19 protein-coding genes are annotated in these 15,787 nt (G+C 64.4%); 4 read left to right on the forward strand and 15 right to left on the reverse strand.

The window, feature by feature from the left end; translation table 11 throughout:
* Window positions 1–52: 52 nt before the first annotated feature.
* The 9 genes from rseP to BSQ44_RS14795 all read right to left on the reverse strand — a co-directional run bounded on the left by rseP (window position 53) and on the right by BSQ44_RS14795 (window position 7,441).
* On the reverse strand, window positions 53–1,192 hold the full coding sequence (gene rseP / locus BSQ44_RS14755) for an RIP metalloprotease RseP (RefSeq protein WP_072605481.1): 1,140 nt from the start codon (window positions 1,190–1,192) through the stop codon (window positions 53–55).
* Between the two features lie 81 nt (window positions 1,193–1,273).
* Window positions 1,274–2,092: a phosphatidate cytidylyltransferase gene (locus tag BSQ44_RS14760; protein ID WP_072605483.1), complete on the reverse strand. Its 819-nt coding sequence runs from the start codon at window positions 2,090–2,092 to the stop codon at window positions 1,274–1,276.
* A gap of 28 nt (window positions 2,093–2,120) precedes the next feature.
* Complete coding sequence (locus tag BSQ44_RS14765; RefSeq protein ID WP_072605486.1) at window positions 2,121–2,840, reverse strand: isoprenyl transferase; 720 nt, start codon at window positions 2,838–2,840, stop codon at window positions 2,121–2,123.
* Window positions 2,841–2,877: 37 nt separating this feature from the next.
* Window positions 2,878–3,438, reverse strand: coding sequence for a ribosome recycling factor (gene frr / locus BSQ44_RS14770; RefSeq protein WP_072608078.1), 561 nt, complete (start codon window positions 3,436–3,438; stop codon window positions 2,878–2,880).
* 40 nt (window positions 3,439–3,478) lie between these two features.
* Entirely contained in the window at window positions 3,479–4,201 is a 723-nt protein-coding gene (pyrH, locus tag BSQ44_RS14775) for a UMP kinase (RefSeq protein WP_072605488.1), read from the reverse strand.
* 98 nt (window positions 4,202–4,299) lie between these two features.
* The gene (gene tsf, locus BSQ44_RS14780; protein WP_072605490.1) at window positions 4,300–5,223 is read right to left on the reverse strand and encodes a translation elongation factor Ts; all 924 of its coding nucleotides are present in this window, start codon (window positions 5,221–5,223) and stop codon (window positions 4,300–4,302) included.
* A 153-nt stretch (window positions 5,224–5,376) separates the two neighbouring features.
* Window positions 5,377–6,138, reverse strand: coding sequence for a 30S ribosomal protein S2 (gene rpsB, locus BSQ44_RS14785; RefSeq protein WP_072605492.1), 762 nt, complete (start codon window positions 6,136–6,138; stop codon window positions 5,377–5,379).
* A gap of 189 nt (window positions 6,139–6,327) precedes the next feature.
* Window positions 6,328–6,612, reverse strand: coding sequence for a DUF4031 domain-containing protein (locus BSQ44_RS14790; RefSeq protein WP_072605494.1), 285 nt, complete (start codon window positions 6,610–6,612; stop codon window positions 6,328–6,330).
* A gap of 4 nt (window positions 6,613–6,616) precedes the next feature.
* Window positions 6,617–7,441, reverse strand: coding sequence for a cell envelope integrity EipB family protein (locus tag BSQ44_RS14795; protein WP_072605496.1), 825 nt, complete (start codon window positions 7,439–7,441; stop codon window positions 6,617–6,619).
* A gap of 140 nt (window positions 7,442–7,581) precedes the next feature.
* Between BSQ44_RS14795 and BSQ44_RS14800 the strand changes: the two genes are divergently transcribed.
* Genes BSQ44_RS14800 through BSQ44_RS14810 form a run of 3 tightly spaced genes read left to right on the forward strand, consistent with a single transcriptional unit; the run spans window position 7,582 to window position 10,046 of the window.
* The gene (locus tag BSQ44_RS14800; RefSeq protein ID WP_072605498.1) at window positions 7,582–8,046 is read left to right on the forward strand and encodes a RidA family protein; all 465 of its coding nucleotides are present in this window, start codon (window positions 7,582–7,584) and stop codon (window positions 8,044–8,046) included.
* Between the two features lie 18 nt (window positions 8,047–8,064).
* Window positions 8,065–8,781, forward strand: coding sequence for a glycerophosphodiester phosphodiesterase (locus BSQ44_RS14805; RefSeq protein WP_072605500.1), 717 nt, complete (start codon window positions 8,065–8,067; stop codon window positions 8,779–8,781).
* Window positions 8,782–8,840: 59 nt separating this feature from the next.
* Window positions 8,841–10,046 carry a GNAT family N-acetyltransferase gene (locus tag BSQ44_RS14810; RefSeq protein WP_072605502.1) on the forward strand — a complete coding sequence of 402 codons (1,206 nt, stop codon included), beginning with the start codon at window positions 8,841–8,843 and terminating at the stop codon, window positions 10,044–10,046.
* Between the two features lie 3 nt (window positions 10,047–10,049).
* Here BSQ44_RS14810 and BSQ44_RS14815 read toward each other — a convergent pair whose 3' ends face one another.
* Window positions 10,050–10,436 (reverse strand): DMT family transporter, encoded by a 387-nt coding sequence (locus BSQ44_RS14815; RefSeq protein WP_083534758.1) that lies wholly within the window; start codon window positions 10,434–10,436, stop codon window positions 10,050–10,052.
* A 32-nt stretch (window positions 10,437–10,468) separates the two neighbouring features.
* Between BSQ44_RS14815 and BSQ44_RS14820 the strand changes: the two genes are divergently transcribed.
* Window positions 10,469–10,903, forward strand: coding sequence for an HIT family protein (locus tag BSQ44_RS14820; RefSeq protein ID WP_072605506.1), 435 nt, complete (start codon window positions 10,469–10,471; stop codon window positions 10,901–10,903).
* Between the two features lie 4 nt (window positions 10,904–10,907).
* Here the strand turns inward: BSQ44_RS14820 and BSQ44_RS14825 are convergent, their stop codons facing one another.
* The 5 genes from BSQ44_RS14825 to BSQ44_RS14845 all read right to left on the reverse strand — a co-directional run bounded on the left by BSQ44_RS14825 (window position 10,908) and on the right by BSQ44_RS14845 (window position 15,581).
* Window positions 10,908–11,261 (reverse strand): AzlD domain-containing protein, encoded by a 354-nt coding sequence (locus BSQ44_RS14825; protein ID WP_072605508.1) that lies wholly within the window; start codon window positions 11,259–11,261, stop codon window positions 10,908–10,910.
* On the reverse strand, window positions 11,258–12,007 hold the full coding sequence (locus tag BSQ44_RS14830; RefSeq protein WP_072605510.1) for an AzlC family ABC transporter permease: 750 nt from the start codon (window positions 12,005–12,007) through the stop codon (window positions 11,258–11,260). The genes BSQ44_RS14825 and BSQ44_RS14830 overlap by 4 nt, the downstream gene beginning before the upstream one ends.
* 164 nt (window positions 12,008–12,171) lie before the next feature.
* Window positions 12,172–14,640 (reverse strand): ATP-dependent Clp protease ATP-binding subunit ClpA, encoded by a 2,469-nt coding sequence (clpA, locus tag BSQ44_RS14835; RefSeq protein WP_072605512.1) that lies wholly within the window; start codon window positions 14,638–14,640, stop codon window positions 12,172–12,174.
* A gap of 8 nt (window positions 14,641–14,648) precedes the next feature.
* Window positions 14,649–14,999 carry an ATP-dependent Clp protease adapter ClpS gene (gene clpS, locus BSQ44_RS14840; RefSeq protein WP_072608079.1) on the reverse strand — a complete coding sequence of 117 codons (351 nt, stop codon included), beginning with the start codon at window positions 14,997–14,999 and terminating at the stop codon, window positions 14,649–14,651.
* Between the two features lie 255 nt (window positions 15,000–15,254).
* Entirely contained in the window at window positions 15,255–15,581 is a 327-nt protein-coding gene (locus BSQ44_RS14845) for a phasin family protein (RefSeq protein ID WP_072605515.1), read from the reverse strand.
* Between the last annotated feature and the right edge of the window lie 206 nt (window positions 15,582–15,787).

Genomic DNA, 15,787 nt, shown 5'->3' on the forward strand with positions numbered 1-15,787 from the left:
CATGGTAAATGTCTCGTCAATCCAACCACCTAGCGCCGAGGCCCGATCCTGTTCAACAGCCGAAGATGTCGTTCCAGAACACGAAGGCCATGAATGCCAGAACGAGGAAGAGACCCGCCCGGTAGAACGCATCCATGACACGTTCGGAGACCGGTTTCCGGCGTACCGCCTCGATGGCATAGAATACGAGATGGCCGCCGTCCAGCGGCGGAATGGGAAGAAGGTTGAGCACTCCAATGCCGACCGAAAGCAGCGCGACCAGTTGCACCAGCCACTCGAACCCCATCGAAGCCGCCCTGCCCGCCATGTCCGCGATCTTGACCGGACCGCCGAGCTGGCAGCGGTCTTCACGTCCTGCAACAAAACGCCGCAAAAATTGTCCGGTCCGCACGATGATGTGCCCGGTTTCCGCCACCGCTTCACCCAGCGCCTCCGCCGGCCCGTATTCGATCATCCGCGGCTGGCCGACTTCCTGATTGTTGACGACGCCGATGATGCCGATCTTCACCACGTTGCCCATGGCGTCGGTCTGTTCCACGAGCTCCGGCGTGGCGGTGAGTTCCACCTCGCTGCCGTCCCGCAGCATCACGAAGGCGATCGGATCGCCGGCTCTGCCGGTTACGTAGCGCTGTACGTCGCCGAACGTCTCCACCCGGTTGCCGTCGACCATGACGAACCTGTCGCCCGGCTGGATGCCCGCAGCGGCGGCGGGGCTGCCCTCGCGTACCTCCGCGACCATCGGCTCGGCGACGTACCGACCGTAGATCGAGAACATGACCGCGAAGACCGCGATAGTCAGCAGGAAGTTGAAGAGCGGCCCTGCCAGCACAGTTGCGAAACGTTTCCACACCGGCTGAAGGTGGAACGCCCGCGCCCGATCTTCCTCGCTGAGCTGATCGATATCGTCCGGGTGCGGCTGGCTGGTCGCGGTCATGTCGCCCACGAACTTGACGTATCCGCCAAGCGGAATCGCCGAGAGTTTCCAGCGTGTTCCGTGGCTGTCGTTGAAGCCGATCAGCTCCGGCCCGAAGCCGATCGAAAACGCGCTCACGCCTATCCCGCACCAGCGCCCGACGAGATAGTGCCCCATCTCGTGGACGAAGACGACGACGGTCAGGACGAAGAGGAAGGGCACGATCGTGCCCAGAATGAAACCGTCCGTGCTGAAGATGGAGGCTGCGATGTCACCCAAACTGCGTACCTGTCTTGTTTTCTGCGATCCGGTGAATTGAAGCGACAATGCAGGCGCTCGAATGGCGCGGCCCAGAACGGATCAGTTGCCGAAGAGCCCCGCCGCCGGTGTTTCAGCTCCGGAAACGAGCCAGCCGATGACGTACAGCCCAATCGCGGCGGTCACAAGCCCATCCAGCCGGTCCATGACGCCGCCGTGCCCGGGGATGAACGAAGAGGAATCCTTGATTCCGAAACGCCGCTTGATCCAGGATTCGAACAGGTCGCCAATCTGCGAGAGAACGGAAAGCACCAGCGCAATCGCGACGAATGCCCATCCGAGGCGCGTCCCCGCGACCGCGAGGACCACTATGCCTGCCGCTACACCGCAAATGGCGCCGCCGACGGCCCCGCTCCAGGTCTTGCCCGGCGAAATGGCCGGCGCGAGCTTGGGCCCGCCAACCGCGCGACCGACGAAATAGGCGAAGATGTCGGTGCCCCAGACCACGGCGAAGAGGAAAAGGATGCCGACCAGCCCGGGCATGCCATCGCCCCGAACCATCGACATGGAAACCACCGGGAGCACCACGTAGAGAATTCCCCCGGCGCCCCATCGGGACTGTCCCGCCGGGCCCGGAGTGGCGAGGCCGAGCAGGAACATCGAGAGAAGCGCGAGCAGGACGACGCCGGCCGGGATGCCGATGAGGACAAGCAGCAGGGGAATGCCAACCAGGACGAGATAGACTAGGAAAGCCACGCGCCGGGACGCGATTCCGCAGATCGTCGTCCACTCGGTAAAGATCGCCAGCCCGGCGGCCACGGCGAGCAGGCGGAAAGGCCAGCCGCCGATCCACGTCGCGCCGAGAGCGACCGCGGCCATCACGACGGCGGAAAGGATGCGCAGTCTCAGGTTGCTCGTCATTGCCGTCCCGGACGCCGCGCGAGGAGGGTCAAGACGCCACGTCTCGGGCCGAGACCCCGCCGAACCGGCGGTCGCGACCCTCGAACCAGTGGATCGCCTCCGCCAGGTCCTTCGGACCGAAATCGGGCCAGTAGCAAGGAAGGAAGATCAGCTCCGCGTAAGCGGCCTGCCACAGAAGGAAGTTCGACAGTCGCTGGTCGCCGCCGGTGCGTATGATCAGGTCCGGATCCGGCATGCCGGCCGTGTCGAGGAAGGCACCGAAGGTTTCGGCCGTCACCTGACTCCAGGATATCTCGCCTTCCGACGCCATGCGGGCGATCTTTGCCGCGGCACGCGCGATCTCGTCGCGCGAACCGTAGCTGAAGGCGATGACAAGCGTCATCTCGGTGTTGTCCGCCGTCAGCGCCTCTGCCTCCTCGAGCAAGTTGCGGATGTCGGGCGCAAGGCCCCTGCGGTCGCCGACGATGCGCACCCGCACGCCGTTCTGGTGCAGTTCGGCCAGGTCGCGGCGGATGAAGAGCTTCAGCAGGCCCATCAGGTCGCTGACCTCGGTGGGCGGACGCGTCCAGTTTTCCGACGAGAACGCATAGACGGTCAGCCATCGGACACCTTGGTCGCCGGTGGCGCGCACCACCTTGCGCAACGCCTCGACGCCGGCGCGATGCCCGGCGGCGCGGGGCAAGCCGCGCGCGGTCGCCCAGCGACCGTTCCCGTCCATGATGATCCCGATATGGGCAGGCTTGGACATGATCCCTTCCGACTGGCGCCAGCGGAGCTTTCGCTCCTCAGACGTGCATGATCTCGGCTTCCTTTTCCACGAGCGCGGCATCGATGGCGGCGATCGTGTCGTCGGTGAGCTTCTGCACCTTGTCCGACCGGGAACGAACGTCGTCCTGGCTCAGGTCGCCTTCCTTCTCGGCCTTCTTCAGATTGTCCATGCCGTCGCGGCGGACATGCCGGACGGCGACGCGGGCCTGTTCGGCATACTGATGGGCGATCTTTACCAATTCCTTTCGGCGCTGCTCGTTGAGTTCGGGCAGCGGAATGCGCAGGTTGGTGCCATCGACGATCGGGTTGAATCCGAGGTTGGACTCGCGGATCGCGCGATCGACCGCGCCGACCATCTGCTTGTCCCAGACCGACACGGAGATCATGCGCGGTTCCGGCACGGTGACGTTGGCCACCTGGTTGATCGGCATCTGCGAGCCGTAGGCCGACACCATGATCGGATCGAGGAGATTGCTGGATGCCCGCCCGGTGCGGAGCGATGCGAGATCGGACTTGAAGGCGCTTATCGCACCGTCCATGCGCCGCTGCAGATCCTTGAAATCAAATGAGGTACTCATGTCGAGGCTCCATGCTCCGGCCGCGACCCGAACGGACGCATCATGCATCCGCCACGATCGTGCAGCGGCCTTCTCCCTTCAGAATGTCTCCGAATCCGCCCTTCTCGTGGATCGAATAGACGATTATCGGTATGTTGTTCTCGCGCGCAAGCGCAATGGCTGCCGTATCCATGATCGCCAGCCCCTTCTGCAAGACTTCCAGATGACTGAGGTGCTCGTAGCGCGTGGCCGTGGGATCCTTTTTCGGATCGGCCGTGTAGACCCCGTCGACCTGGGTTCCCTTGAACAGCGCGTCCGCCCCGATCTCGGCCGCGCGCAGCGCCGCCGCCGAATCGGTGGTGAAGAAGGGATTGCCGGTGCCGCCGGCGAAAATTACGACCTTCCCCGCGTCCATGTACTGGGTCGCCTGCCGCTGCGAGAAGCTCTCGCACAGTTCCGGCATGGCGATCGCGGACAGGACCACCGCATCGACGCCGATCTTGATCAGCGACGTGCGCAGCGCCAGCGAATTGATGACGGTCGCCAGCATGCCCATGTGGTCGCCCGTCACGCGGTCGCCGCCCTTGGAGGCCACCGCCACCCCTCGGAAAATGTTGCCGCCGCCGATCACGACGCCGACTTCCACGCCGAGCGAGCGGGCCTCCGCGATGTCGGAGGCGATCCGGTCCACCACCGACACGTCGATCCCGAACCCCTGCTCGCCCATAAGCGCCTCGCCGGAAGCCTTCAGGAGCACACGGCGATACGGGGGCTGGGCGGGCATTATCACCTCTTCTGGTGCGTTGGGCGGGGTCTGCGATACACGAAGGGCGCCGCGATGTCACGCAGCGCCCTTGAGACGGCTGGATGGGCCGTGAACCGTTACTTCTTGGCGGCCGCCGCCACTTCGGCGGCGAAGTCCGAGGTCTCCTTCTCGACGCCTTCGCCGAGCGCGAAACGCACGAAACCCGTCAGCTTCGCGGGAGCGCCGATGTCCTTTTCGGCAGCCTTGAGCGCCTGCTCCACCGTCATGTCCGGGTTGATGACGAAGGCCTGCTTCAGGAGGACGACTTCCTCGTAGAACTTGCGCAGCCGCCCTTCCACCATCTTCTCGATGATGTTGTCGGGCTTGCCGGAACCGCGCGCCTGCTCGGTGAAGATCGCCTTCTCGCGTTCGACCGCGGCCGGGTCCACCTGGTCGGCCGTGAGCGCCAGCGGGTTCGTCGCCGCGACGTGCATGGCCACCTGGCGGCCGAAGGCGCGCGCGGCTTCCGCGTCGCCCGTGGTCTCCACGCCGACCAGCACGCCGAGCTTGCCGAGGTTCTCGGCCACCGCGTTGTGGACGTAGGTCGCGACAGCGCCCGAGGAGACGCCGAGCTTGGCCGAACGGCGCAGGCTCATGTTCTCGCCGATCGTGCCGATGGCGTCCTTGATCGTGTCGTTGACGCTCTTTCCGCCGCTCGGATAGCTCGCGGCGCCCACTGCCTCGACCGAGCCGTCCGTCGACAGCGCCACCGTTGCGACGTTGCGCACGATATCCTGGAAGGCGTCGTTGCGGGCCACGAAGTCGGTCTCGGAGTTGACCTCGACCACCACCGCGCTCGAAGCGTCGGACGCGATGCCGATCAGGCCCTCGGCGGCCGTGCGGCCGGCCTTCTTGTCGGCCTTGGAGATGCCCTTGGCGCGCAGCCAGTCGACGGCCGCTTCCATGTCGCCGTTGGTCTCGGTCAGCGCGGTCTTGCAGTCCATCATGCCCGCGCCGGTCATCTCGCGGAGTTCTTTGACCTGGGAAGCGGAAATGCTCATTGCTACCTCTCGTCCATGTCCCGGTCCGGCTGCGGCCACCCCGGGCGCAGCGGAACGGGTTGATATGATTTCACGAAACCGGCGCGACCCACCGGCCGCGCCTCCCGCATCGCAGATTCGTGCGACGCGGATGTTACCTCTCGAAGGGGCCGATCAGGCTTGAGGTTCGAGAGCCGGCTCGACCGGCGCTTCTTCCGCGGCGCCGATATCCATGCCCGACTGGCCCTGCTGGCGGGCGATGCCGTCGATGGCAGCCTTGGAGATCAGGTCGCAGTAAAGCGAGATAGCGCGCGCGGCATCGTCGTTGCCCGGGATCGGATAATCGATCTGGTCCGGGTCGCAGTTCGAATCGATGACGGCGACGACCGGAATGCCAAGACGCTTGGCTTCCTGGATGGCGATCGCTTCCTTGTTGGTGTCGATCACGAACATCAGGTCCGGCGTCGAGCCCATGTCCTTGATGCCGCCGAGCGCCTTGTTCAGCTTCTCGCGCTCGCGCTCCAGGTTCAGGCGCTCCTTCTTGGTGAAGCCCTGGGCCTCGCCGGCGAGCAGCTCGTCGAGCTTGCGCAGGCGCTGGATCGAGTTCGAAATCGTCTTCCAGTTCGTCAGCATGCCGCCGAGCCAGCGGGCATTCACGAAGTACTGCGCCGAACGCTGCGCCGCATCGGCGACGATTTCCGACGCCTGGCGCTTGGTGCCGACGAACAGCACGCGGCCGCCGCCGGCCACCGTGTCGGACACGACCTTGAGCGCCTGGTGCAGCAGCGGCACCGTCTGCGACAGGTCGATGATGTGGATGTTGTTGCGTGCACCGAAGATGTAGGGCGCCATTTTCGGGTTCCAGCGGTGAGTCTGGTGGCCGAAGTGAACACCAGCCTCGAGAAGCTGGCGCATGCTGTAATCAGGCAGAGCCATCGTTATGTCCTTTCCGGTTCAAGCCTCCACGGGCCATAGGCGACCGATTGCTCGGATGCGCCACCGGAGGTGTCTGCCGGATTTCTCCCGGACGGAAACCAAAGCCCGCGTGTGGAATGGCCGCGCAGATAGGTGATTTCGGCGTCGAATGCAAGCGCGGTGCGCGATCCGGCGAAATCGGCAGGACGATCAGGCGGCCTTGCGCTGCTTGCCGTTCTTCACCCGCACGCGGCGATACACCTCCACGATCTCCCGCCGGCTCGCGCTGACTGCGCCGAGGCTGAGCGCACGGCTGCGCTCCAGGCCGGTGATGTCGTAGTGCGGAGCCGCCGTCTTCGGCGGACCCTGATAGGAGTGGATCGTCAGGCCGAGCTTGGCGGCGAACCGGTGAAGTTCATGCACGTCGTCGGCGATGAGGTGGCACCATTTGCGGCCCGCCCAGAACCACATCGGCCTGTCGACATAGACCGCCATCCGGCTACTTCTGGCAGCCCTTCGGCATGTCGAAGACTGCCAGATCGACAAGCTTCCCCTTCATGGAGAAATCGCCGTAGTCCATCACGAGGTCGCGCGTGATGCCGTTCTCGTGCAACTTGAAGTCGATACGGTAGTCGGGGACCTCCTCGCCGTCCGCCTTGTCCAGATCGAAATAGGCGATCGACACCGGCCAGAACTTTTCCGGCTCGATGGCCTTCGCGACGGAGAATTCCTCGTCCTCCTTTGAGGTCGTGCTCTCCTTGCCGATGATCACAGTGGTGGTCATGATCCGGTCTGCGTCTTCCGAACCGTCGAACAGGTTGGTCTCGTAGAACGTCTCCCCGGCCTCGGCCTTCCTGATCAGTTCCACCAGATGCTGGGTGGGAAACTGCGTTGCGTCGAGCGTGACCTCGCTGTCCTGCGGCTTGTCGATGTCGACGATGGTGGAGCCGTCTGCCTTGTGGGCGCTTCCCCGGATTTCGCGGTCGAGCGACTGGTCGACATAGGATTTCGTCGCGAAGTCGAACGAGGTTCCGCCCGGATCCTCGTAGGTCGTCGTCTGCTGATCGGTGACGCGCGAGGTCTCGCTGGTGTCGATCTGGGTCACGAAACGGAACGTGACGGTGTAGCCCTCGCACTCGGATCCGTTGAATTCGTAGACCATCCGTCCGTTGAGGCCGGTAATTCCCGAGCGGTCGCTCGCCTCGTCGAGCACGATGTCGTAGACGGCCCGGTGCGGCGTGAGCGTCGGCTGCGCGAGGGCCGGCATGGCGGCCGATCCTGCAAGCAGTGCGGTGATGAACGCGGCGGGGCGCATGATGCGCATGGTGCAACTCCAGTTAGTCCCGGCATCTCGTGCCGGCTCGATTCTTTCGTGACGATAATTAAAAAGCCGTGGCGTAAGCGAGGCGAAAATAGCAGATTGCACCCCGAACCCGCCATCCCGCACACGACCGGAGACTGCCAATGTCCGAAACGGTGGAAACGCGCCTCGAATCCATGGGCATCACGCTGCCCCCCGCCGCGGCCCCTGCCGCGAATTACGTTCCCTTCTGCCGATCGGGCAATCTCCTCTTCACCGCCGGCCAGCTTCCGCTGAAGGACGGCAAACTCGCGGCCACGGGCCTGCTCGGTCGCGATCTCGATACCGCTGCGGGCAAGGAGGCGGCCCGGCTCTGCGCCGTCAACATCCTCGCCCAGGCGAAGGCAGCGACCGGCGACCTCGATAAGATCGCCCGTCTGGTGAAGATCACCGTCTTCGTCGCTTCCACGCCCGATTTCACCGAACAGCACCTGGTCGCGAACGGCGCGTCAGACCTTCTCGCCGAAGCACTCGGCGAGCGCGGCAAGCATGCGCGTTCGGCCGTCGGCATGGCGTCCCTGCCAATGAACGCGCCGGTCGAGGTCGAGGCGATCATCGAGATCGCCTGAAAATCCTTTGGAAACAGCATGACCGACATTTCATGGATGACGAAGCGACCGATCGCACATCGGGGCTATCACGACCTCAACGTCTCCCGCTGGGAGAACACCCTCTCCGCCTTCGCCGCGGCGATCGAGAAGAACTTCGCCATCGAATGCGACGTCCACCTGAGCGCAGACGGCGTGCCGGTCGTCTTCCATGACGACAAGCTCGACCGTCTCGCAGGCGCGGACGGCTTCGTCTGGCAGCGCTCGGCGGCGGAAATGGCCGCGCTCAGCATCGGCGGCACCGCCGACCACGCCCCCTCCCTGTCCGAAATGCTCGAATTCGTCGGCGGGCGCGTCCCGCTGGTCATCGAACTCAAGGGCATCCCCGGCCACGACGAAGGCCTCGTCGCAAGAGTTGCCGAACTTCTGAGAGGCTACTCCGGCCATGCCGCCATCATGTCCTTCGACCACTGGCTCGTGCGCCGGTTTCCTGCGGAGGCGAGCGGCATCCCCTGCGGGCTCACCGCCTGCGGGACGAAGACGCATGAACTCGAAGCTCACTTCTCGATGCTTGGTCACGGCATCGATTTCGTCTCCTACGGCGTCTTCGACCTGCCCAATCCCTTCGTCACCTTCGTGAAGGAAAAGCTCTCGATGCCGGTCATCACCTGGACGGTGCGCAAGCCTCGGGAGGTCGAGGACACCTTTCGGCATGCGGACCAGATGACCTTCGAGGGCTTCGACCCCGACGCCTGATCGCAGCAATGCGCATTGCGCGTCTTGCATCGCTGTTGCGGCGCAATATGTTGGCTAGGATGCGTGCGAAGGAAGGCGGCGACCTGAAATTGGACAAGGGCGAGTTCGTCATCCGCATCGTGCCATCCTTCGGCGACTTCACCCGCGAGGAATGGGATCAGCTTTCCGGCACTTCGCGTGGTGCATCGGATACGCCTTACAACCCATTCGTGTCATACGATTTTCTCTCCGCGCTGGAGGACTCCGGCTGTGCCGCGCGCGCCACCGGCTGGCAGGGTCAGCACCTTCGCCTGGAGGCGCCGGACGGAAGCCTGCTCGGGGCTGTCCCCTGCTATCTGAAATCCCATAGCCAGGGCGAGTACGTCTTCGATCATGGCTGGGCCGACGCCTTCGAGCGCGCTGGCGGCCGCTACTATCCCAAGCTCCAGGCGAGCGTTCCCTTCACCCCCGCGACGGGTCCGCGCCTTCTTGCGAGGAGGGGAACCGACGAGGAGACCGTACGCGCCGCTCTCGCGGCCGGCCTGAAAGCGCTCACCGACCAGATCGGCGCGTCTTCGGCGCACGTCACCTTCGCCCGCGAGCCGGAAGCCGAAGCACTCGAGGAAGCCGGCTTCCTGCGCCGCAACGACCAGCAGTTCCACTTCTTCAACGAGGGTTACGGCTCCTACGACGACTTCCTCGCCTCGCTCGCCTCCCGCAAACGCAAGGCGCTGAAGAAAGAGCGCCGCACCGCCGTCGAAAATGGCATCGACATCGAATGGCTGACCGGCAGCGACCTGACCGAAGCCGTCTGGGATGATTTCTTCCGTTTCTACATGGATACCGGCAGCCGCAAATGGGGCCGCCCCTATCTCAACCGGCGCTACTATTCGCTGATCGGCGAGCGCATGGCGGACGACATCCTCCTGGTGATGGCCCGCCGCAACGGCCGCTTCATCGCGGGCGCGATCAACTTCATCGGCGGCGATACGCTCTTCGGCCGCAATTGGGGCTGCGTGGAAGACCATCCTTTCCTGCATTTCGAGGTCTGCTACCATCAGGCCATCGACTTCGCGATCGACCGCAAGCTGAAGGTCGTCGAGGCAGGCGCCCAGGGCGAACACAAGCTGGCGCGCGGCTACATGCCGGTGAAGACCCACTCCGCCCACTACCTCGCCCACCCCGGCCTGCGCCGCGCGGTGGCCGACTATCTCGTGCGCGAGCGCGCGGAGGTGACGGCGGTCGGGGAGTATCTGGAAGAGCGCGGGCCGTTCAGGAAGGGCTGAACGTCAGTGGACGATTGACCGGGAGAACAGGTTCACGACCAGCACGCCGGCGAGGATGAGCCCGATGCCCACGATCGCCGCCAAATCGAGGGATTGGCGGAACCAGAACCATCCGATCGCGGTGATGAACAGGATACCGAAGCCCGACCACAGCGCGTAGACGACGCCGACCGGCAGCACCCTCAGCGGCAGCGACAGGAAGTAGAAGGCCAGCCCGTACCCCGCGACCGTCGCCAAGGAAGGCCACAGGCGCGTGAAGCCATACGACTGCTTGAGCGCCGTCGTGGCGAGAACCTCGAAGACGATGGCGATAGCCAGGAAGACATAATTCACGACCGCACTCCACTGCTCGGGGCGAGGTTGACGGGGCCGATCGTAGCGACGAAACATGCGGCCTTCCATGCGTACCGCACGAGGACCCGATGAGCCAGAGCGCCTATGACGACCAGAACGTCTTCGCAAAGATCCTGCGCGGCGAGATGCCCTGCTACAAGCTTTACGAGGACGACGCGACCTTCGCCTTCATGGACATCATGCCGCGCGCCGACGGCCATTGCCTGGTGATCCCTAAACATCCGTCGCGCAACATCCTGGACGTCGATCACGACAGCCTGGCGGCCGTCATGCGCACCGTGCAGAAGCTGGCGCGCGCCGTCATGAAGGCGTTCTCGGCCCACGGCATCACGGTCCAGCAGTTCAACGAGCCCGCCGGCGGGCAGGTCGTCTTCCACCTCCACGTCCACATCCTGCCGCGCCACGAAGGCGTGTCGCTGCGCCCGCACACGGGCGAGATGGCGGACAAGGCCTCGCTTGAAGCGAATGCGGAAAAGATAAAGGCCGCGCTGACCGAAGGCTGAGCGGTCACAGGCCCAGCGCAAAGTACCCGGCGATGAACACGGCCTCGGCCGCCGCGATGCCGATGACGATCTTCCGTCCGAGCAGCAGATAGGCGGCGAAGCCGGCCGCCGCCGCTGCCAGCCTCAGCGGCACCGGCGTTGCGGCAAGCGCGCCGCCCGGAAACATCACGAGGTTCGCGATGACGGCCGCGACCAGCGCGGTCGCCACGGCGCGCACCAGCACCAGGATGTCCGAATCGTCGGAGATCCGCCCGCCGAGATAGACGCCGAGGAAGCGCCAGGAATCGGTCGCCAGCCATCCCGCCACGAGGATGAACAGAAAAGGCCACCACCAGGCATCGATGCTGTCGAAGCTCATGCGGGGCGGCTCCGCCGGGAAAACCGGTGCCATCCATAAGCCGCTCCACCGCCGATGAGGCCGGCCGCGAGCAGATCGAAGCCCGGCACGAGCACGTGGAACAGCGGCCCGAGCCCAAGGCCGAGCACCATCGCCACATGCGCCGCACTCTCCCGCGCCGAACCCCAGAGCGAGGTGAGGAAGTACATGGGCGTGAGCAGAAAAAGTGCGGCCGAAGCCGCGGGCGGCAGCGTGTCGGCGACAAGGTAGACGACCGTGACGACGGTCATGTTGCCCGCCACCAGCGTCCCGCCGAGGCCGGCATAGAAGATGGTGCGCCTTTCCGGCGGCACGTCGCGGAAGCGTTCGAGCGCCAGCACCCAGGAGGTCACCGCCACGAAATGCGACAGGGCATAGAGTACCCAGGGACGGGTCTTCTCGACCCGCATCTCGGGTACTAGCGCCACGACCATCGGCATGAGCCGAACCGACGAGAGCGCCACCGCGAAGGCCGCTGCGAAGATCGACGATTTCGACAGGATCGCCCCGATGAGCACGACCTTCGCCGGCAGCGCCCACACGACGGCTGTCATGAACACCGTCTCGACGACTGTTAGGCCGGACGCCTTGGCGAGCCCCGCGAAGCCGACGAAGGCGCTGGCCAGGATGAGGCCTGGTATCGAGAATGCCGCCGCAGCGCCGCGCAGGAACCAGCGACGCCCCTCGCCCGCGACGGCAGCCGATGATCGGGGTTCGTTCTCAACCATGATGCGCGCTTAGCACAGGGTCCTTGCCGTGGCGAAGCCAATAGCGGCCGGGATATTGCACCAGCATCGAATATGCCGGCCGATGGCGGGAGAGCCAAGGAAAAGGCCCGGCGGGTGAAAAACCTGCCGGGCCTCGTTTTCGTCACCGCGGGTCGCGGAATGCCTCAGTTCTTGCGCGGCAGCTGCGGCACCAGGCTGCGCTTGGGCGCATCCTTCTCGCCCGTCGGTCCCTTCGGCTTCGCGGCGGCCTTGGCCGGCTTTGCCTTCTTGGCCTTCGGCTTGCGCGGCGCCGGACGGCCTTCGGGGTTCTCCTTCTTCGGCCGCACCGGGGTCTCGTCGGCGATCGTCTCGAGCTTCAGGCCGGTCGTGCCGCCCTCGACGGTCTCGACGGTGACGCGCACCGTGCCGCCCTTCTTGAGCTTGCCGAACAACACCTCTTCCGCCAGGGGCTTCTTGATGTGCTCCTGGATGACGCGTCCGAGCGGGCGCGCGCCCATGCGCTCGTCATAGCCCTTGTCGGCGAGCCAGGCGATCGCCTCCGGCGAGAGGTCGAAGGTGACCCCGCGTTCGGAAAGCTGCGCTTCCAGCTGCATGACGAACTTCTGCACCACCTGATGCACCACCGGCACCGGCAGTGAGCCGAACGGGATGATCGCATCGAGCCGGTTGCGGAACTCCGGCGTGAACAGGCGGTTGATCGCCTCCACGTCGTCGCCCTCGCGCTTGGTCGATCCGAAGCCGATCGCCGCCTTCTGCGCCTCGGCGGCTCCCGCATTGGTCGTCATGATCAGGATGACGTTGCGGAAGTCGATCTGCTTGCCGTTATGGTCCGTCAGCTTGCCGTGATCCATCACCTGCAGCAGGATGTTGAACAGGTCCGGATGCGCCTTCTCGACCTCGTCGAGCAGAAGCACGCAGTGCGGATGCTGGTCGACGCCGTCAGTCAGCAGGCCGCCCTGGTCGAAGCCGACATAGCCGGGAGGCGCACCGATCAGTCGAGACACGGTATGCCGCTCCATGTACTCCGACATGTCGAAGCGCAGGAGCTCGACGCCGAGCGACGACGCCAATTGCTTGGCGACCTCGGTCTTGCCGACGCCGGTCGGACCCGAGAACAGGTACGACCCGATCGGCTTTTCCGGTTCCCGAAGGCCGGCACGGGCAAGCTTGATCGCCGAAGCGAGCGCGGTGATCGCGGTGTCCTGCCCGTAGACAACGCTCTTCAGTTCCTGGTCCAGATTGGCCAAGACCTTCTCGTCGTCGGCCGAGACCGTCTTGGGCGGGATGCGGGCCATCGTGGCGATCGTAGCCTCGATCTCCTTGACACTGATGGTCTTCTTGCGCCGGCTCTCCGGCAGAAGCATCTGCGACGCACCCGTCTCGTCGATCACGTCGATCGCCTTGTCGGGCAGCTTGCGGTCGTTGATGTAGCGCGACGACAGCTCCACCGCCGCCTTGATGGCGTCGTTGGTGAACTTCACCTTGTGGAAGTCCTCATAATAGGGCTTCAGCCCCTTCATGATCGCGATCGCATCGTCGAGCGACGGCTCGTTCACGTCGATCTTCTGGAAGCGCCGCACCAGCGCGCGGTCCTTCTCGAAGAACTGGCGGAACTCCTTGTAGGTGGTCGAGCCGATGCAGCGGATCGCTCCCGAGGAAAGCGCCGGCTTCAACAGGTTCGACGCATCCATGGCGCCGCCCGACGTCGCGCCGGCGCCGATCACCGTATGAATCTCGTCGATGAACAGCACCGCGCCGGGATAATCCTCGAGTTCCTTTACGACCTGCTTCAGCCGCTCCTCGAAGTCGCCGCGATAGCGGGTGCCGGCGAGCAGCGTGCCCATGTCGAGCGCGAAGATCGTGGCATTGGCCAGCACGCCCGGCACCTCGCCCTCGACGATGCGCTTGGCCAGGCCTTCGGCGATCGCCGTCTTGCCGACGCCCGGATCGCCCACATAGAGCGGGTTGTTCTTGGAACGGCGACACAGCACCTGGATGGTGCGGTTGATCTCGTTCTCGCGGCCGATCAGCGGGTCGATTCGGCCCGACTTGGCCTTCGCGTTGAGGTTGACGCAGTAGGCCGTCAGCGCGTCCTGCTGCTGCTTCTTCTTGCCGCCCTCCTCCGGCTCAGGACCTGCCTGGCCCGGCTGGTCGTCCTCGGCACCCCGTGGCGGACGCGTTTCCGTCGCGCCAGGACGCTTGGCTATCCCGTGCGAAATGTAGTTGACGGCGTCGTAGCGCGTCATCTGTTGTTCCTGCAGGAAATAGGCGGCATGGCTCTCGCGCTCGGCGAAGATCGCCACGAGCACGTTGGCGCCCGAGACTTCCTCGCGACCGGAGGATTGCACGTGGATCACGGCGCGCTGGATGACGCGCTGGAAACCGGCGGTCGGTTTGGAATCCTCGTCGTAGCCGGTGACGAGGTTGTCCAGTTCCGTATCGATGTAGCTGAGGACGGTCTGCCGCAACTCGTCGAGATCAACGTTGCAGGCGCGCATGACGGCGGCCGCGTCAGTATCCTCGATGAGCGACAACAGGAGGTGTTCGAGCGTCGCGTATTCGTGGTGACGCTCGTTGGCAAAGGTGAGCGCCTGGTGCAGCGCCCGTTCCAGGCCTTGGGAGAAAGCCGGCATTCAGTACCTCACTTCTTCTCCATCACGCATTGCAGCGGGTGCTGATGCTGACGGGCAAAATCCATGACTTGCGACACTTTGGTCTCGGCGACCTCGAATGTATAGACCCCGCATTCCCCAACCCCGTGATTGTGAACGTGGAGCATGATCCGTGTCGCCGCCTCCCTGTCCTTCTGGAAAAACCGTTCCAGGATGTGGACGACGAATTCCATCGGCGTGTAGTCGTCGTTGAGGATCAACACGCGATACAGGCTGGGCTTCTTGGTCTTCGGCTTGGTCCGCGTGATGACGGCGGTGCCACGCCCGGGTGTGTTCGACCGCTCGTCGTCGCCCTGCGCTCGCCTTGTGTGGTTTGCCATGGCTACCCCACCCGTCTTCAAGTCCAGCTGTTCCTTGTCCCGGTCATCTGAGAGAATGCTCAATGTAGGCGCTCGTCTCCAGATTTTAAGGTGTTCTTTCGCGCTGACAATATGGAGGGAATCCTCAGGACCGGGATTTTTTCGTCATCCGCGCGACGCAGCCGCCGCCTGAAAGCACGAAAGCCCGGCCGCGCAACGCGACCGGGCTGCCATGCGCACCTTGCGGTGCGCCGTCCCCGCCTCGAAGGAAAATGCCTACTTCGAGCTCTTCATAACTGATTCGAAGGGCTGGAACGCATCTTTCGCCATGTCGGCGAAAAGTTCGCCCATCTTGGTGGTCTCGGCCACGAAGGCCTCGTAGGCCTGGCGCGCATAGTCGGTCTGGACCTCGACCGCCTTGTCCAGCGACTTCGACGCAAACAGCTTCTCGAGCGTCGCGCTGCCGGCTTCTACCGACTTCTTGGAGTACTCGGTCGCCTCCGCGGTGATCGACTGCGCGCCCTTGGAAAGGGCAGCGACGCTCTTGAGGCTCGTATCCATGAACTCCTTGCCAAACTTGTTGGCGTCTTCGAACGAAAGCATGTCCTCGGTCCTCGCGTAGCTGATTGTCGGAAGGGGTGATCGCCCGTTGTGCGGCGCATCTTGATAGTGTGCAGTGCACAAAAAGTCAACGCAAACGATGCTGCCATGCCGCGGCATTGGCTCGAATACGCCCCAAATCCTCCCGATTCGGGAAAGAAACCGGTTACCTTAAACGGATTGGTAACGACGTCCCCCTACCGTTTCTA

It is taken from the genome of Aquibium oceanicum, from assembly GCF_001889605.1.
GTDB classification, from domain to species: Bacteria; Pseudomonadota; Alphaproteobacteria; order Rhizobiales; family Rhizobiaceae; genus Aquibium; species Aquibium oceanicum.

What these genes read in the sequence shown, in the direction of transcription:
- BSQ44_RS14760 (WP_072605483.1), bottom strand. Translation starts at nt 2,092, where the DNA reads ATGACGAGCAACCTGAGACTGCGCATCCTTTCCGCCGTCGTGATGGCC.
- BSQ44_RS14765 (WP_072605486.1), bottom strand. Translation starts at nt 2,840, where the DNA reads ATGTCCAAGCCTGCCCATATCGGGATCATCATGGACGGGAACGGTCGC.
- frr (WP_072608078.1), bottom strand. Translation starts at nt 3,438, where the DNA reads ATGAGTACCTCATTTGATTTCAAGGATCTGCAGCGGCGCATGGACGGT.
- pyrH (WP_072605488.1), bottom strand. Translation starts at nt 4,201, where the DNA reads ATGCCCGCCCAGCCCCCGTATCGCCGTGTGCTCCTGAAGGCTTCCGGC.
- tsf (WP_072605490.1), bottom strand. Translation starts at nt 5,223, where the DNA reads ATGAGCATTTCCGCTTCCCAGGTCAAAGAACTCCGCGAGATGACCGGC.
- rpsB (WP_072605492.1), bottom strand. Translation starts at nt 6,138, where the DNA reads ATGGCTCTGCCTGATTACAGCATGCGCCAGCTTCTCGAGGCTGGTGTT.
- BSQ44_RS14790 (WP_072605494.1), bottom strand. Translation starts at nt 6,612, where the DNA reads ATGGCGGTCTATGTCGACAGGCCGATGTGGTTCTGGGCGGGCCGCAAA.
- BSQ44_RS14795 (WP_072605496.1), bottom strand. Translation starts at nt 7,441, where the DNA reads ATGCGCATCATGCGCCCCGCCGCGTTCATCACCGCACTGCTTGCAGGA.
- BSQ44_RS14800 (WP_072605498.1), top strand. Translation starts at nt 7,582, where the DNA reads ATGTCCGAAACGGTGGAAACGCGCCTCGAATCCATGGGCATCACGCTG.
- BSQ44_RS14805 (WP_072605500.1), top strand. Translation starts at nt 8,065, where the DNA reads ATGACCGACATTTCATGGATGACGAAGCGACCGATCGCACATCGGGGC.
- BSQ44_RS14810 (WP_072605502.1), top strand. Translation starts at nt 8,841, where the DNA reads ATGCGTGCGAAGGAAGGCGGCGACCTGAAATTGGACAAGGGCGAGTTC.
- BSQ44_RS14815 (WP_083534758.1), bottom strand. Translation starts at nt 10,436, where the DNA reads ATGTTTCGTCGCTACGATCGGCCCCGTCAACCTCGCCCCGAGCAGTGG.
- BSQ44_RS14820 (WP_072605506.1), top strand. Translation starts at nt 10,469, where the DNA reads ATGAGCCAGAGCGCCTATGACGACCAGAACGTCTTCGCAAAGATCCTG.
- BSQ44_RS14825 (WP_072605508.1), bottom strand. Translation starts at nt 11,261, where the DNA reads ATGAGCTTCGACAGCATCGATGCCTGGTGGTGGCCTTTTCTGTTCATC.
- BSQ44_RS14830 (WP_072605510.1), bottom strand. Translation starts at nt 12,007, where the DNA reads ATGGTTGAGAACGAACCCCGATCATCGGCTGCCGTCGCGGGCGAGGGG.
- clpA (WP_072605512.1), bottom strand. Translation starts at nt 14,640, where the DNA reads ATGCCGGCTTTCTCCCAAGGCCTGGAACGGGCGCTGCACCAGGCGCTC.
- clpS (WP_072608079.1), bottom strand. Translation starts at nt 14,999, where the DNA reads ATGGCAAACCACACAAGGCGAGCGCAGGGCGACGACGAGCGGTCGAAC.
- BSQ44_RS14845 (WP_072605515.1), bottom strand. Translation starts at nt 15,581, where the DNA reads ATGCTTTCGTTCGAAGACGCCAACAAGTTTGGCAAGGAGTTCATGGAT.